The organism is Telmatobacter bradus (genome assembly GCF_048629425.1).
In the GTDB taxonomy this organism is placed as follows: Bacteria; Acidobacteriota; Terriglobia; order Terriglobales; family Acidobacteriaceae; genus Telmatobacter; species Telmatobacter bradus.
Map to the genome: position 1 here is coordinate 3,363,230 of NZ_CP184532.1, position 18,176 is coordinate 3,381,405.

The 18,176-nt window shown below is 58.2% G+C and carries 7 protein-coding genes; 5 read left to right on the top strand and 2 right to left on the bottom strand.

Going from position 1 to position 18,176, the window contains the following annotated elements:
• Positions 1–175 precede the first annotated feature (175 nt).
• From ACOBR2_RS13835 to ACOBR2_RS13855, 5 genes are all read left to right on the top strand, one after another.
• Entirely contained in the window at positions 176–1,564 is a 1,389-nt protein-coding gene (locus tag ACOBR2_RS13835) for an APC family permease (protein WP_420236702.1), read from the top strand.
• A 782-nt stretch (positions 1,565–2,346) separates the two neighbouring features.
• The gene (locus tag ACOBR2_RS13840) at positions 2,347–11,604 is read left to right on the top strand and encodes a pectinesterase family protein (RefSeq protein WP_420236703.1); all 9,258 of its coding nucleotides are present in this window, start codon (positions 2,347–2,349) and stop codon (positions 11,602–11,604) included.
• A gap of 249 nt (positions 11,605–11,853) precedes the next feature.
• Complete coding sequence (locus ACOBR2_RS13845) at positions 11,854–13,293, top strand: Nramp family divalent metal transporter (RefSeq protein ID WP_420236704.1); 1,440 nt, start codon at positions 11,854–11,856, stop codon at positions 13,291–13,293.
• A gap of 164 nt (positions 13,294–13,457) precedes the next feature.
• A complete protein-coding gene (locus ACOBR2_RS13850; RefSeq protein ID WP_420236705.1) occupies positions 13,458–14,186 on the top strand; it encodes a response regulator transcription factor in 729 nt (242 codons plus the stop codon).
• Positions 14,183–15,616, top strand: coding sequence for a sensor histidine kinase (locus ACOBR2_RS13855; protein ID WP_420236706.1), 1,434 nt, complete (start codon positions 14,183–14,185; stop codon positions 15,614–15,616). The genes ACOBR2_RS13850 and ACOBR2_RS13855 overlap by 4 nt, the downstream gene beginning before the upstream one ends.
• 113 nt (positions 15,617–15,729) lie before the next feature.
• On the opposite strand, the gene ACOBR2_RS13860 is transcribed toward ACOBR2_RS13855, so the two are convergent.
• Positions 15,730–16,230 carry a Rid family hydrolase gene (locus ACOBR2_RS13860; RefSeq protein ID WP_420236707.1) on the bottom strand — a complete coding sequence of 167 codons (501 nt, stop codon included), beginning with the start codon at positions 16,228–16,230 and terminating at the stop codon, positions 15,730–15,732.
• A 55-nt stretch (positions 16,231–16,285) separates the two neighbouring features.
• Positions 16,286–18,175: a beta-propeller fold lactonase family protein gene (locus ACOBR2_RS13865; RefSeq protein ID WP_420236708.1), complete on the bottom strand. Its 1,890-nt coding sequence runs from the start codon at positions 18,173–18,175 to the stop codon at positions 16,286–16,288.
• Position 18,176 lies beyond the last annotated feature (1 nt).

Sequence of the window (18,176 nt, forward strand, 5' to 3'; positions counted from 1 at the left end):
ATTATAACTAAAGGAATGGTTTGTGCGCCAGTTGGGAAAAAGAATCAGCGGAAAACTAGAGAAAAATTCATCCTGCAGGCCGCAAATTTCTTCCTCCATGGAATGCATTCTTTGCTGGGGCTAATTTTGCGCATTTTTATCTTTTTTGCAACCCTGCATTATTGATACATTCACAATGATGATCCTCGCCATGAAACCCGCTTCCAGCAAGATGCGGCTGCTGCCGCTGATTGCCGCCACCTACTTTATGGTGTCGGGAGGCCCCTATGGCATTGAGGACATTCTGGGCGGGGCCGGCTACGGAGTGGCGCTCATCATTCTGCTGGTGCTCCCTTTTTTGTGGAGCCTGCCGACGGCTCTGATGATCGGCGAACTGGCCAGCGCGATTCCCGCCGAGGGCGGCTTCTATATATGGGTGCGCCGCGCCCTGGGGCCCTTCTGGGGCTACCAGGAGAGCTGGCTGTCGCTCTCTGCCTCCATCTTCGACATGGCGCTTTACCCGTCGATCTTCGTTCTGTACCTGGGCAAAATCTGCCCTTCCTTGGCCTCCGGGTGGAGCGGTTACGCCTGCATGCTGGCCGTGGTGTTGCTTTGTTGTTTGTGGAATCTGCTGGGTGCGCCCGAGGTGGGTGAGGACTCGGTACGGATGTTCTTTCTGCTGCTGGCTCCGTTTGCCGTCTTTGTGGTGCTGGGGCTGTGGCATGGCCTGAGGATGCATCCGCACATTCAGTGGGGACTTCCAGCGGGAGCCAGCGGCTTTGGCTCTGGCTCGGCCTTTTCTACGGCCGTGTTGGTGGCCATGTGGAACTACATGGGCTGGGACAATGCCTCGACAGTAGCGCAAGAGGTCGAGAATCCGCAGAAAAATTATCCGCGAGCGATGATTGCGGCCACTGTGCTGACGGCGGTCACCTATATTCTGCCGCTGGCGGCGATGGCTGGCGCAGGACTTTCCGCCACCAGCTTTGCCACCGGCGACTGGACGACGGCTGCCTCGGCGCTGGGCGGTCCGTTGCTGGCAATTGCCATCGTAGTGGGCGGCTGCATTACCGGCGTGGGCATGTTCAACGCGCTGGTGATGAGCTACACCCGCCTGCCCATGGCCATGGCGCAGGACGGCATGCTGCCCCCGGCGCTGGCCAAACAGAACAAGCGCGGCGTGCCCTGGGTAAGCGTGATTCTGTGCGGCGCGGCCTGGGCGCTGGCGCTCAAGCTGCCCTTTGAGCGGCTGATCTCCATCGACCTGATTCTGTACGGCACCAGTTTGCTGCTGGAGTTTGTGGCTCTGGTGGTTCTGCGCATCCGCGAACCTCGGCTGGCGCGGCCCTTCAGGGCGGGTGGACTGCTAACGGCCAGCCTGCTGGGGGTAGGACCGGCAGTGCTGATCGGCTACGCGCTGTGGGTTTCGCGCAATGAGAAGCTTTTGCCCGACAGCCCCATCTTCGGCGCAGTTCCGGCGCTGGGTTTTGCCGTGGTGGTGGCGTTGCTGGGACCGGCGATGTACTGGCTGGTGGCAGCACCGCTCACACGCTACCGGCTGCGGCTGGCCGAAGCCGCCGACTAGACCACCTGCGGTGGGGCCAACTGCTTCGCCTGCCACCTGCGGTGAGGCCAACTGCTTCGCGTGACTTGGCCTGGATTCTTGATCGATTTTTTGCGCCGTCCCTACGGGACTCTTTCCACAGTTGAGGCTGCGTACCCCACGTTGAAACGTGGGACTAAACTGCGCTGCGCCTACGGCGCGGACTCACTCTTCCATACTGTTTGCAGTCAAAATATCCCCAAGCGACGGAACGGTAGTTACCTCTAGCAGTTACCCTCCCTAGTTACTTGCAAACCTGCGCACTACCACCGCACACAACCATCAAAACAAAGGCATAGCCCCTACTAAGAAGCGCAAAAAAGCAAAGTACAGGTGTACCACAGTCTGGTTGAAGCCGCACAAAAGCTGCTGATTCCCTGTTTGGGTGGCTTGACCTTCCCCGAGTGAAAACTATGCCCCTTGCGCAAGACAACCTGTTGATCCACAATCATTAAAACCTACTCACAAAAACCCATTTTTAGCATTTCCGCGCCTGTATCGCTCAGCGACAGAAACGCAAAAAGATTTTTCTTCGCTTAATCGATTTATGTTTGACAACTGCGAATGGGAACGCGTACAAGGTTGTCGAACTTTAGAACACTCTAATTTTGAATTTCAGGTCTGACCACGCTTTGAAGTGAGCTGTCATCAACATCCCGCCAGCCGTGTATAGAGCCATGCGGGACGTAGTTCGAATTGTGTCTATTTGCGTTGTGACCTTTGGAGGAACAATGTCCGCAAACCCTCATCCTTTCCGCAGGTTAATGTCCATTTTTCTGGTCGGCCTCACGGGACTACTCTGTCACGCACAAACACCCGTCGCCCTGCCGTACACCATGACCACCCTTGCCGGCGGTCTGGTTCCAACGACCTATACGGCCGGAACCACCCTCTGCCCTGGTTCGACCACCGTCAAGGCCACGACGACGTATGGAGACGGTTGTGCGGCCGTTGCCGGAAGCTTCGCCGCTGCTGGCCGCGGTGGCGTTGTGGTTGATCAGTACAACAACGTTTTTGTTGCGGACGACACTTCCACCAATAGAGTTGTTCACCGAATCGACCAGAACACGGGCATCATGAGCGTAGTTGCGGGCGCGGGAACGGTCTGCAGCACTAGCGCTGGAAAAATCGACTCGGCGGGTGATGGCTGTCTGGCAGCCTCGCAGACCGTTCTGGCTGGCCCGCGTGGCATTGGCCTGGACGCCTACGGCAACGTTCTCATCCCGGAATACAGCCAGAATCTGATTCACATTGTCTGCCGCTATGCATCGCCGCTCTGCACTACGGGCACACCCACAGCGACTTCCGCCAATCCCATTCAGGTGAAGATCGGATACATGGGGATTGTGGCAGGCTGTTCGAGCGGAACCGCTACCACGGGAGCGGCCGGCCTGGGCTACGATGGCTATCCGGGCTTCAGCACTGCGACCAGCGCCGTTTCGGCATTCAATAACAGCGGCGCCTGTAGCTCATACTATGGTGACGTGGAAGCCCCGCGTGCGGCATGGGGAGATATTTACGGCAACATCTACTACGCCGACACCTCCAGTTCGCGTACACGTGTGATTCTGGGACCTCTAACTTCAAGCTACTTCAGCGGCAACAACCCCCTTTATGCGGCGCTGGAAGTAAATACCAACTGGACATCCAGCAACCTGCTTCCGAGCTATGTTTACACCATCGTGAACGTCTCAGGCATTTCAACATCCACAACCACAGCGGCAGCGGCAAGCAGTACATCTGCATGCCCCACCTCCATCACCAGTCCATCAGGGAATGGCGCAGTCGCTTACAAGTATTCAGGCTCGGACACCGGAACAGACACGCACTACGATGGCTGCCCGTTCTTTGACAGCGCCGTCACGGCCAGTTCCGGTTATACCAATACGACGCAGACCGATGCGGCAGGCAATCTGGTCTTTACCGACCCCGGTTCTCCAGGATTCCTGCGCGTCTTTTTTGTGCAGGGCTGGTCTTCGACGGCCAACGCGACCACGGCTGGCGCAACCGGATCGGTGGCCTCAGCCGGCGTTGCCATGTATAACGCCATCGTAAAGAACAATTCAGGGAAGACGCCCACGCCGGGTTACATTTATGCGCTGGCGGGTGGCGGCTCCACGACGATTTCGACCACACCCACGCTGGGCGCGAGCGCCTCCATTACCGACACCACTATTACCAAGATCGCCATCAGCCCGCAGGGCAATATCTACATTGGCGACAGCACCAAGGTGCTTTTCTACGACATCTACAACGGCACCATCCGCACTCTGCTCACCTCGGGCAGCTCACCTTCCAGCGTGGGCACCGTATGTAACGGGTCTACCGGAGCGGTCTCCACGAGCATTTATGGCGATGGCTGCCCGGCATCCGCGCTGGGCTCCTACGCAAAATTTGGCAACACCAGTGGTTTGGGCGTAGCGGTGGATGCGCAGGGCAACCTGTACATGTACGATGGCAGTTCCGGCTACAGCAGCGGCATGCTGGTGCGCAAGGTGCTGGCCCAGGGCATGGGCGTGCAGCCCAGCGCCACACTGGCGGCTCTGGCGACGGTCACCGCGGCCTATCCGTTGCAGTCGATGGGAACCACGCAGAACCAGACACTGATGGCGCATTTTCCCGTGTCCACCACATCGGACAGTGCCTCGCTGACCCACACGACCAACTCCGCAGCCAGCTTTGCTACGCCTGCCTGCACGTATTACGCGGTGGACGGCTCGGCAGATTGCACGGTGGCTGCCACCTACACGCCGACCGCTGCGGGCCCACAATCGTCCATCCTCACGCTGGCAGACGCAGGCGGCGAAGTATTGACGATGAATCTGGCCAACTCGGCAGCCGGCTCGGTTCTTGCCGTGGATGGCGCAACGTCGGCTGGCACCTCCATTCTGAACACCACCTCACAGATGAGCGGCTACACACCCACGGCAATCGCCGTGGATGGCGCGGGCTACATCTACGAGATTGCAGGCTCCAGCATTGTGGAACAGCCTGCCGGATCGTCGAGCATCTATACGCTGGCCACGCCGAGCAATACGCCCACCCAACTGGCCGTGGATGCGGCGGGGAACATCTACTACCTGAATGGAACGTCGACGATTCAAGCGTTGAGGTTGACGAAGGCAGGAACGCCCTCCATCTACACCTCAACCGCCATCAACTACGTCCCGGCGAACTTTGGCACCGCCAATCCTGAGGCAATTGCCGTGGATCAGGCGGGCAATCTTCTGGTGGCAGACGGGCAGGGCTCGACCATCGCCAGCACCATCTATCGCATCTCGCCTTCGGCCTACACAGCCAACGCATATACGAGCGGTACTGCGACCACCTGCAACTACGCTTCGGCTTCCAGCACGACGCCTTCGCTCTGCCAGGAGACGGTTTCGGCAGTGGGAGCATTCGCCAGCGTGGATGCCATGACGGTGGACCCGGGCGGCAACATCTATGTGGCCGACTCAAGCAACACCGTATACAAGCTGACGCCGAGTGTGGATGGAGCCTCAGGCGACACAACGTACAAACAGTATGTGTACGTGCAAACCACTGCCCATTCGGGTGCAGCCAAAGCTCTGGCCACCGATGCGGCCGGCAATCTGTATGTGCAGAACGCATCGACCAGTGCGGGAGTAGTTGAGTATCCGTTGAGCGGTCCCACCACGGCAGGTGTTACAGTGCTTGGCGCAGTGGGAACACCCGCGGGCATTGGCGTGGACGGCTCGGGCAACCTCTACAGCGCCGACACCAGCACGACCGCCGTCACCGAGGTGCAGCGCAATGCCATTGTCGAAAACTTTGCCTCCAGCACGACCACGGAGTTTGCGGCAACGCTGACCAACGTCGGCAACCAAGCATCGAGCACCCAAACGGCCACCTACAGCACCGGCTCAGATGCGGCGGACTTCACATTGGCTGGAGGCTCCAGCTACGGCTGCTCCTTCAGCAACGAACTGCTGGAATCGGTCAGCGCCGGTCAGGCGTGCAGCATGACGGCCTACTTCCCTGCCCTCGGAATCTCACAAGAGACCGACTACATCGCCTTTGGTCCAACGACTCCGGCAACAGCGACCTCCGGCCTGCTCACGCTGACCGGACTGGGGGATACCGAGGCTTATGCCACCGGCATCACTATCGGCACGGCGAGTCCGACCTCACCGATCTATGCTTCCAGCGGAATAGAGGCCAGCTTCCCGATCGCGGTGACTGCCAGCACCATTTCAACGGACGGTATGATCACCACCAACACCACCGGCCCAACGATCAGTAATTACATCACCGTCAGCATCGATTCCGGCACGGCGACACAGTATTACCTGACCAGCGCCAGCGGCCTGACCGCCACGCTCACGCTGAACCTTTCCGGCCTGACGGCGGGCAATCACAGCTTTACGGTGAACTTCCCGCTGCAGGGCGAGTTCACAGCTTCTACCGCTTCCTCAGGTTCGTTTACGGTGGCGCGGGAGTCAACCTCACTCACCTGGAGTCCCAGCGCAAACAGCCAGCAGGTAAGCGCTCCCATCGGCACCGGTGTTCTGAACGCCACGATCAGTCCGAGCATCAGCGGCTACACGGTCTACTCCTCCACCGCTTCGCCGAGTTGCACGGGAACCAGCGGAGGCACGATCGACGCGTCCACCTATCTGCCGATCAACAGCTATACGCTGTATGCCATCTTCTGCCCGAACGATTCCACCGACTACGCATCTACCACGGCATCCATCAGCTACTCCGTGGTGCAGGCCAGCACAACGGCCAGCGTAGGCGCATCCACAAGCGTGGTGGCAGCCGACGGCACGGGCAACTACACCAGCCTCTCCTCGGCTCTGGTGGCACTGCCGGTGACGGGCGGAAGCATCTACATCAAACCCGGCACCTACACCGGGCAGAACGCCATCAGCTACCCAAACGTGGCCCTGCGCGGGCTGGGCGGCGATGCAACCAAGGTAATTCTGACCGCCGAGGATGGCGCATTCAGTTCTCCCTTCACCGGCTACCTGGGTACGGGAACCGGCACGGGCAACGCCAATGCCAGCGGCGATCAGGGATCTTCCACGCTGGACGTAACCAAGAGCTACTACATGGGCGAGACCGCGGGCAGCACTTCCAGCCCCATCGGCCTGACCAACTCCACGCAGTACACGCCCAACAACTTCTTCGCCGAGTATCTGACCATCCAAAACACGTATGACATGGATGCCACGACGAAGAGCACCTACTACTACAGCAGCAGCACCTGCAACTCTGGAGGCACGGCGACATCACTGCAAGCCCTATACAACGCGGGTACGCTGTGCAACTCGCAGGCGCTGGCGCTGTGGATCGAGTCCGACCAGGCGGTGCTGAACAACGTCAACCTGTATAGCCAGCAGGACACTCTGTATGCCGGCAGCCAGGGTTGCGGCACCTACTGCACGGCAGCCCGCCAGTACATATGGAAGGGCCTGATCAGCGGCAACGTTGATTACGTCTTTGGCGATGCGGCGCTGGTCTTTGACCACACCTACTTCTTCACCACATGGCACGGCACATCGGCCACCGGAACCGAAACCATTGAAGCGCAGAACAAGAAGCAGGAAACCGGAAGTTCCTACGATTATCTGAGCGGCTACGTCTGCAACGGCTGCACGCTGATGTCGGAAAGCACGGGCATGTCGGCGCTCTACTATGGCCGGCCGTATGGCGCTTACTCGACGTGGATTCAGCTAAACAACTACGTTGATCAGGTGGCCCCGGTAGGCTGGATTGAATTCAGCGGCGACACGAACCTGCCCACCTCAACCTACGGCGAATACAACTCGATGGCCTACACCGATCCTGCGCTAAGCACAACGGCCAATCCAACGGTCTATCCGGCGTCGATCAACGGCATCACTCCCGCAGGTGGAAACACCGGCTCAGGCGTCACCAGCATCAGCTCGCGGGAAATGACCTCGACCAACCCTGGCACGCTACAGGTCAACAACAGCATTCCCACGCAGCTGACGGCGGCCGAGGCCGTGCAGTACTACCCGATCAACTTCCTGTCGAGCACGGTTTCGTCGGCCACGCTCTCTTCGGGTTCCTCTTCTTCCTGGAATCCGGTTTCGGCGCTGACCTCGTGGGTGAACAACTTTGCTCCCACGGCCAGCCTTGGCGCGCTGACTCCCGGCACGGTAGTTACGATTCTGGGTCGTCCGCAAACACCGGGCGCTGGCGTCATTCCCACCGGAACTTATGCCTTCTATGACAGTCTGAACAGCAACACGGTTTGCAGCACGGCCGGCGGCAACTGCACGCTGCTGCAAAGCGGCTCGCTCGATGCCAGTGGCGAGGCTTATCTGACCACCAGTGCGCTGGCCAGCGGCACGCATTCCATCACCATGGTGTATGGCGGCGATACGAACTTTGCCGGCAGCACCTCATCCACCTACAGCATTTACGTGCTGGGCACAGGGCAGGTAGCATCGAGCACCACGCTGTCGGTGGCCAACACCAGCTCCACCACGGGTACGGCAATTACTGGCACGGTCACTGTGAGCCCGAGCGCCGCCCCCGGAAACGTCCTGTTGTATCTGGACGGTGTGAACACCACCAGCTGCACACTGGCTTCGGGCAGCTGCTCGTGGTCGCTGAGCGGCCCAGCGGCAGGCACACACACCCTTTACGCTTACTACGGTGGCAATACCAGCTACGGCTACAGCACGTCGAGTTCCGCAACCCTGGTGGTGGAAACGCCTATAGCCACCGGCGATACCCGCACGGTCACAGAGCCCAGCTTCCCGGCAGTCTGCAAGCAGCTGACGGCAGGGCTGACCACCGATGCCAGCACGCAGGATCTGGACACATCAGTGGATGCCACCACAACAAACCCCGACGGAGCACGGATTCAGGCAGCCCTCAACGCCTGCTCTGGTACCGGCGAGGCAGTGGAATTGTCGATGGACAGCACCAGGGCCTACAACGCCTTCCTGAGTGGACCACTCAGCATGCCGACGAATGTGACGTTGCTGGTGGATCCGGGCGTGACGCTGTACTTCTCGCGCAACGTACAGGATTACGACAAGGTCAGCGGCACACACACCTGCGGCACCATCAACAACAACACAGCCACCAACAGCTGCCTGAACCTGATCGATATACCCAAGACCTCAACCAACGTGGGCATCATGGGCTACGGCAAGCTGAACGGCCGTGGTGGCGATACGCTGCTGAATGCCTTCACCACCTCGGGCTTCGGCATGCCGAGTTCGCCCACCTGGTGGAGCATCTCATCCACCGCCAACGGCGAAGGCAGCCAGCAAAATCCGCGCTTCATCCAGATGGAATCGGGCACGAGCAACATCACGCTGTACAAGATCAGCCTGCTGAACGCACCTATGTTCCATGTGACCACGGGCGGAGCAGTGTCGAACTTTACCGCATGGGACATCAAGATCGTCACGCCCACTGCGGCGCGCAATACCGACGGCATTGATCCCGGCGCAGTGCAGAATGCCACGATTGCCTACTCGTGGATTTCCGATGGCGATGACAATATCGCGGTTGCAGGACACAACGGCATAGGACAGAACATGTCCATCATCCACAACCACTTTTACGCTGGCCACGGTGAGTCTATTGGCTCGCTGACCGACTCCAACGTCACCAACATTCTGTTCGACCACAACACGCTGGCTGGCAACGCCTTCACAGGCTATGGCAGCGCGCAGTGGGGTCTTACCAACGACACGAACTCCACCGGCCTTCGCATCAAGACCTCCAGCGATCGTGGTGGAACGGTCTCCAGCATCCAGTACTCCAACTCCTGCTTCCTGGACCACAAGGCGGATATTCAGTTCACGCCGTATTACAACTCCACCGACGGAACCGAATACCCCAACTTCAACAACATCCTGCTGCAGAATCTGGTTTTCATGAACGATGACAGCGGCAGTGGCACTGTGGAACTGGACGGCTACTACAACTCCAACGGCGACGTCAGCGGCGGCAGCGCCGTCACCCATCCGCTGGGCATCACGATGGACAACGTCACCTTCCCGTCCACCTTGTCGAGCCTGGTGGCCAGCACCTCACCGTCCGAGGGAACCTCATCCTGGAACTATGGCGGATATAGCGGCGGCACCGGCCAGTATGTCGGCCTCACTATTGGTCCGGGAGAAGTCTCAAGCAACTTCCTGACCCTTTACAACGCACTGGCCGCCACCGCGACCAACTACGACACACTGACCAACAACCTTGTGCAGAGCTCGCTCGATGCGCCCACCTGCACCTTCACGTATCTGGCTCCGGAACTGGCCAGTCCCAACGGGAATAACCAGACAATCAGCTACGGAAACACCGCCACGCTGTACGTCCTCATGACGCCCACCGTGGGCGGCGCTCCGTATCCGACCGGCACGGTTACGCTGACCGATGAGACGACCAACAGCACCTACACTGGCACCTTTACCGGCACTAGTGACACACTGGCCTTCACCATCCCTGTCGCCAATCTGGGCGTCGGCACGCACACCTTCGAAGCTACCGGTTACACGGGCGACAGCAACTACACCGTTCCCACTGCATACCAGACCTTCGGCTCGCAGGCAGTTACCGTCAATCAGGCAGCGCAGAGCATCACTTTTGCGCCTGCCACAACCTCCTACACTTACGCTTCCGGCCTGAGCTTCGGCGTAAGTGCTACGTCAACCTCGGGTCTGGCGGTCAGCTTTGCCTCATTGACCAGCAGCGCCTGCACGGTGGGTAGCAGCACGCTCAGCAATGGAACCAGCAGCGCTACCGTCTCGATTCTGACCGGCGGCACCTGCACCATTGAAACCACGCAAACAGGCAACAGCAGCTATCAGGCTGCCACTCCGGTGGACGTCAACTTCACCATCAGCACCACGACGCAGACGATCACCTTCGCGCCATCGACGACTGCCTACAGCTACGCATCGGGTCTGACCTACAGCATCAACGCTTCAAGCAGCGTGGGACTGACGGTCAGCTTCGCCACCAAGACCAGCAGCGTCTGCGCGGTCAGCAACAGTACGGGTACAGAGCCGACGAAAAACATAGCGATCCTGCCAACCAGCGCCACGGTCACGGTGCTAACGGCCGGAAGCTGCACCATCGAAGCATCGCAGTCGGGAAGCGCCAATTATTCCGCAGCCACACCGGTGGACGTTAGCTTCACCATCCAACAGGGAACGCCCAGCATCGGCCTTACCCTGAGCAGCGGAAGCAGTCCTTCCACTGTGGATGAATCGCTGACCTTCACGGCCACAGTCACCTCCACCGTAGGATCGCCCTCCGGTACGGTGACGTTCCTGGATGGCACAACCACGCTCAGCAGTGTTTCGCTTACCAGCGGCGCGGCAGCCTACACCACCACAGCGCTGGCCGCCGGATCGCATTCGATTACGGCGGTCTACTCCGGCAACACAAACTTCACCACCATCACCAGCAGCACGCTATCGCAGAGCGTGGTAACGGTGGTCATCAGCACTGGAAGCAGTTCCAGCAGCGACTCCGGCAGCGGCAATTCGCAAACCGTTGCGGCGGGCGATACGGCAACGTATTCGGTGTCGATTCTGCCCAGCGCCGGCAGCAGCTTCCCGACGGCATTAACGTTGACGTTGAGCGGCCTGCCTACCGGCGCTACGGTGAGCATTACGCCCAGCGCCTGGACGCAGAGCTCCAGCACCACCTGGACGCTGGCCGCCGGCACAACCCTCAGTGGAAACACTCTGGTCAACATCAAGTTGCCGAACACCTCCACAGCCAAGTCCGAACCCAAGAGCACGCTCTTCGGCCGGGGTGGAGCAGCGGCACTTGCCTTCCTGATTCTGCTGCCCTTTGCCAGCCGCATGCGGCGTACCGGCAAGCGGCTGCGCAACATGGTTCTGTCTCTGCTGCTGCTGGGCGCTCTGGCGGCTGGCATAACGGCCTGCGGTGCGGGCACTGGCTACTACAGCAGCCCAACCCAGTCCTACACGGTTGTTCTTACGGTTGCTTCGGGCAGCTACTCGCAGTCCACCAACCTGATGCTCAACGTGGAATAACCGGGAAAAACGCCTGCATCGGCCCGAGTGCCGGTGTAACCCATCCTCTGCAACCAGCAAACATCCTTCGGCAGTGCCGGAGACTGAACGACAACAGGTCCCATCAAGGGGCCTGTTGTCGTTCATGGCAAAAATTAGGCACACAGGAAGGATCCTCATCATAATGTAGGGAAAATGTCAGGACAAATTCTGCTTAGATAGCATCACCATCTCTGTATGGTCACCTTCGCAAGATGATGAAAGCTTTCCGTGAGCACATCCAACCAGACAGTCCTTCTTTCTGATGCAGCTATCGCTCCTGTATGGGGCGAAGATGAGTATCTGGTTCCGGAATTACAGCCGTCCCTGCAAGGACTTCGTCATTCCGTTGCAGTCCCGCAGGCGGCACGCGGCTTTCTCTCTCAGCTCAAGGCCTTCATTGGCCCTGCGGTACTAATCAGCGTTGGTTACATGGACCCCGGAAACTGGGGCACGGACCTGCAGGGTGGAGCGCAGTTTCGCTATGTCCTGCTGAGCGTGGTCGCGCTGGCCAGCGCCATGGCCGTCATTTTGCAGATCCTTTCCGCGCGTCTGGGAGTTGTTACCGAGAAGGATCTGGCCCAATGCTGCCGCGACTGGTATCCGCGCTGGACACGCATTCCCAACTGGCTTCTGAGCGAAGTTGCCATCGGCGCATGCGATCTGGCGGAGGTTCTGGGCAGCGCCGTCGCCATCAATCTGCTCTTCCATGTGCCCATGCTCTGGGCGGTCCTGCTCACCGGTTTCGACGTGCTTCTTTTGCTTACGCTGCAAGGGCTGAGAATGCGCATGATTGAGGCGCTGGTTGTCGTTTTGGTGACCACCATTGCCAGCTGCTATGGAGTTGAAATCTTCGTTCTGCCTGCCGCGCATCCTGACATCCTCACTATGGGCAGTGATATTTTCCGGCCTCATCTGCAGGCAGACATGGTCTTTGCCGCCATCGGCATTATTGGCGCAACCGTCATGCCGCATAATCTGTACCTGCACTCGGCCCTGGTACAAAGCCGCAAGGTGCAGCGGGACGAGCCTTCTATTCGCACTGCGTTACGCTTCAATACGCTGGACTCCGTGGTGTCTCTGAGTGTGGCCTTCCTGATCAACGCTGCCATCCTGATTCTTGCCGCGCACGTTTTTTACAACCGCGGCAGCGTCACCCTTCCCTCCGGTGAATCCATTGCCCTTTCCGCCGACTGCGACTGGATCCGCGTGGCCTTCCTGACCCTGGCTCCGCTGCTGGGCACGGCCGCCGCCAGCACCCTGTTTGCCTGTGCACTTTTGGCCAGTGGGCAGAGCAGCACCATTACCGGCACGCTGGCCGGCCAGGTAGTGATGGAAGGCTTCATGAACTGGCGCATTCGTCCCTGGGTACGCCGCCTGCTTACGCGCTCTCTGGCCATTCTTCCTGCCGTTGTTCTGATTGCCCTGCGCGGAGAACGCAGCATTACCGACCTGCTCATCCTCAGTCAGGTCGTGCTGGCGCTGCAACTCCCCTTTGCCATGTTTCCGCTCCTGCACTTTACTGGTTCCTCCAAGCGCATGCGGCAATGGAAGAGTGGACGATTTTTGATGATTGCCGGGTGGGCTTCCGCCATCCTGATTACAGCGCTCGACATCTATGGGCTTCCCGGTCTCATCCGCCAAACCTGGCAGATTGTCTTTGGCGCATAACGAAGGCGCACACAAACATCCTGACCGCAACAAGCGTGCAGAAATGGGACTCCTTCTTCTCTGGAAGGAGTCCCATTTCTATCCATGCAGCCTTTGGATCTGGCTCAATCACAAGCCGCGCACCCACGCCTAACCCAGAGTCCAATGAGGGGTATCATAAAAAAATGACAGGCCCGAAGATCCTCAAAGAGGAATCCGAATCCGCAGCGACGTTGCATGTATTGGTGGTTGAAGATGAGCGCAGATTTGCATCCGCTCTGCAGCAGGGGCTGGCAGAAGAAGGATATGCCGTCACGCTGGCCTATTCGGGAGAAGAGGCATTGGCCATAGTGACAGAGTCCACGCCTGACCTGATCGTGCTCGATGTCATGCTGCCCAAGCGCGATGGTTTAAGCGTGGTGCGGGAGTTGCGCCGCTGCAGCATTCATGTTCCAGTGCTTTTGCTCACCGCCCTCGATACAGTCGAAGACCGGGTGACGGGACTGGACTCCGGCGCCGACGACTACCTGACCAAGCCCTTCGCTTTTTCTGAACTTCTAGCCCGCATACGCGCCCTGCTGCGTCGCCCGCTTGTAGCTCCCCAAACCGTTCTGCAATACTCCGGAATCCAGATGGATTTGACCCGCCACACGGTCAGCCGCGATGGAATCGCGCTGGAGTTGACCATGCGGGAGTTTGATATTCTGCAGTATCTGATCGTCAATCGCGAGCGCATCGTATCGCGCGAGATGCTGATGCGCGACATCTGGAAAGCCAATCTGCGCTACACCTCGCTGGACAACCTGATCGACGTGCAGATGGTGCGCCTGCGCCGTAAAGTGGATGGTCCGTTTGAAACGCGTCTGCTGCAAACCGTACGCGGCATGGGGTACATGCTGCAGGAGAAAAAATGATCCCTCGTTTATTTTCCAGCAATCTTCGCTGGCGGCTTACGTTCTGGTACGGCGTTGTTTTTACCCTGATCCTCCTGCTGCATGTGGCCATCTCTTCCTTCGTTCTGTACCGGGAACTGGTGGCGCAAACATTTCATGACGAAATCAATGACTTAAAGTCCGTGGAAGGACTTATCTATCAGGATGCCTCCGGTCACATCCAGATCCACGAAGACTATTTCAACCATCCACAGGTGCGCCTGACGCTCGAACACATGATCCAGGTGATGGATCAAAATGGCGCAATCCTCTACCGCAACTCCCGGCTGGAAGACGAGAGGCTGGGCGGGCCACTCACCGCCAGCGAAATGGGAGACGGCTACCATCGATCCTTCGTCAAACTCAGCGATGGCCGGGTCGTTCTCATGGTCAGCCATGTGCACACCATGGGAGGAAAAACTCTTCTGCTGCGCCTCGGCTATGAAGGCTCCTCCATCTATGACGGAGTGCAAGCCTTCGTTCTGGTTCTTCTCGCTCTCACGCCGCTCTCCATTGCCCTCACCTGCTTCGTGATTTATCGCGTAACCAGCAGCGCGCTCGCCCCGCTCAGCATCATGGTCAAGCGCATGCGCCGCATCAACGCTGAAAAATTGCAGGATCGTCTCCCTGTTTATCATCAGGAAGATGATCTGGGACAGGCTGCCATTGAGTTCAACAGCATGCTGCAGCGCATCGACGAATCCTTTCACCAGCTCCGGCGGTTTACCTCGGACGCATCCCATGAATTGCGTACGCCGCTTTCCTCCATGCGCAGCATCGCAGAGGTCTGCTTGCACTCCACAAAGACGCCCGCCGAGTACGAGGAGACACTAGCCAGCATACTCGAGGAGATTCGCCGACTCTCCCAGATGGTCGATGCGCTTTTTGTGATTGCGCGCAACGACAGTGGGCAGGTTGTGCCAGAAGTTGAGCTCGTCCATGGAATGCAGATTCTACAGAATGTTTGCGAGATGCTCAGCATTCTGGCCGAGGATAATCTTCAGGCTCTGGAGATACTGCCCGGCGCGGATGTGATGTTTTATGCTGACCGCTCCATGCTGCAACAGGCACTGGTCAACGTTCTGGATAACGCGATGAAGTATTCTCCGCATGGATCGCGCATCGAAGTTGAACTCGTCAAACTTCCCGGGTTTGCGGAAATCCAGATTCGCGATCAGGGCCCCGGCATTCCAGAGACGGAACGCAAGGCCATCTTTGAGCGCTTCAGGCGCTTGGATCATGGAAGATCGCGCGAGCAGGGCGGATCCGGGCTGGGGCTCTCCATCGCGAAATGGGCCATCAGCAGCTGTGGCGGAGAGATTGGCATGCGCCCCAACCCGAGTGGAGGCAGTTGCTTTTATATGCGCCTTCCGCTCACGCTCGTCTCTGCGGAATCAAACGACCTGGACTGATTTTTATCGTAACGCAAGCATCTTCCAGAGCAGCGCAAAAGGCTACAAGTGCAACGGGACTTTTCTTGAGAAAAAGTCCCGTTGCACTTGTAGCCTTTTTGCAGAAAAATGCCTTACTTCTTTTCGCCGGTGGTCTTGAACATCGCAATCGCTTCAATTTCGATGAGCAATTCCGGGCGGCACAGGTGCGCCTGAATGCCGGTGGAGGCAGGCACCGGGTCGAGTCCCTGCCCCTTGAAAAACGCCGTGCGCTCTTCGTTAAAAGCATCGTAATCACGATCGATGTCGCGCATGTAGCAACTGGTGCGCACAATATCCTTCCAGGTTGCGCCTTCCGCCTTCAGTAACTGGCTGATGTTATAAAAAGTGCGCTGGCACTGGGCGCGGAAGTCGCCAATATGAATGCTGACGCCGTTCTCGTCAATGCTGGCCGTGCCGGAAATCAGCAGGATGGCCACATTGCCAATATCAATGCGCATGCCACGGGCAAACGAACTCGGCTTCTGGTAATCCCATGCCTCATTCAATACATTCAGATTGGTAATTGCGCGCTTCTGAATCGGCTCATGCGAGGTGGCGGCTTCAAGGATCAAGTGTTCAATGCTCATCATCATTCTCCTGTGTTGCTCTTTTCTTGTTCAGGGCAGGCATCCACGGGGATCAGTGGAGTTACAAGGTCTTGAGGAATTCCACCAAGTCGTGTAACTCATCTTTGGTAAGATCCGTTGTTTGTCCGTGCTTGTTGTCCATGTTGTAAAGCGTCCAAATCTCTTCGAGCGTGCGGGCGGAGCCATCGTGCATATACGGCGCCATCAACGCAACGTTGGTCAAATGCGGGGTATCGAATTTTGAAGTTGTGTCCGTCGCATGCCCGGAACCCACATCAAAACTTTTTTGGTTGGTATACTTCGGCCCGCTGTGGCAAAACGAGCACTGGTTCTCCAGTGGAATCGGGCTGCCCGCCTTGTTCGTCGTGCGGTAAAAAATCTCCTTGCCGCGTTGCTGCGAAGGCGTCAATTGATGATCCGCGGCCAGAAAGCGGTTGGGCCGCGATGGAATACTGCGAATATACAGCACAAGATCCGCCAACGCGCGTCCGTCGTATCCTTCCGAACGATAGAAATAAAGCGACGTACGAATGCCGCACTCCTGGGCAATCGTCGGATTGGAACCAACCCACTTGAAGGGCTCGGTTCCGCGTAGATTTTCGAGCAACCGATTCTGCACAATGTTTCTTCCAAAACCATCCGGCTCCAGATCCCAGCTCAGGCCGTCGAGCGTGCCGTCAATATGACAGTTCGCACAGCTGAACTGGCCATGGTATGCGTATTTAGAGCTATAAAAGACCTGCTCTCCGCGCCGCATCGCATCTATCTGCTTGGAACCACCCAGGTCGATGTTTTCCGTCACCTGATTCTTCTGCGTATCGATCACCGCGATGGAATCATCCATGCGACTGGCAACATAGATGAACCTTCCATCCTTGGACATTACCATCCCACGCGGATTTTTGCCCACCGAAATCTGGCGCAACACGTAGTGCGCGCTGGCACTCAGGTCACTGGAAAAATCGCGGCCATGCGTATGCACATACTGCAGCAACTTGCGCACATCAAGGACTGTCACCTGATCGGAACCGGTTGCCGACACATAGATGCGCGTCTTGTCCGGCGTCATGGCCATAGCGTAGGGGTAGGAGTCATAGCGCTCCAGCGAGTCCAGCGGGATATGCACGGGCTTTCCCACATCGCTACCGAAAAGCATCAGGTCATAGCCGAAAGCCCAGCCATGCTCAACGTGCGCCAGTGGAACCAGATTCTTGGGGCGCATCTCGGCAACCACGCCCAAGCGCCCATCCGCAGAGAACGCCATATGAAAAGCGCCTGCCACGTCGTGCTCGGGAATCAGCTGCATTTGCAGTGTCCGCGTATCCACGGCCGTAATCGCAGATTCAGGTTGCTTGCGATCTTCCAGCGGATTCACATCCACATGGATGCTTCCGATCCACGGCATGGAAAGCTCGGAAGGCGTGCGATCCTTACCTACCGCAGGGTAGACATGCGAACAGTACACATGTTGCCCATCCGGAGAAAGAGCAAGATAGCTGGCGCCATTGCCTGCGGCAATGCGGCGAATTTCCCTGCCATCCTTTGCATCAAGAACGGAAATATCGCTGCTGATGCGATTGGCCACGTAGAGCCGTTGGCCCACCAGAGCAATCCCGTAAGGCTCCATGCCGGTTGCCATGCTGCGCACCACGCGCATGCTTGCCGCATCAATCACACTGACCGAATCATCCGAGGAATTCGTCACGTAGAGCAGCCGTCCATCGGGCGAGATGACAATACTGCGGGGCACGCGGCCCACTTCCACCGAGCGCATGGGGCGCACGTGCTTCAGATCGACGGCCTGCACCGTCTGGCTCTGCTCGCAAACCACATAGAGCGTATTTCCATCGGGAGAAAGCGCCATCTCGGAAGGCGAAAGATAGTGTGGATCCTGCGCTACAGGTACAGCCTTGACTGCATGCCCCTTGAGAAAGACACACGTGGTCGCCAAG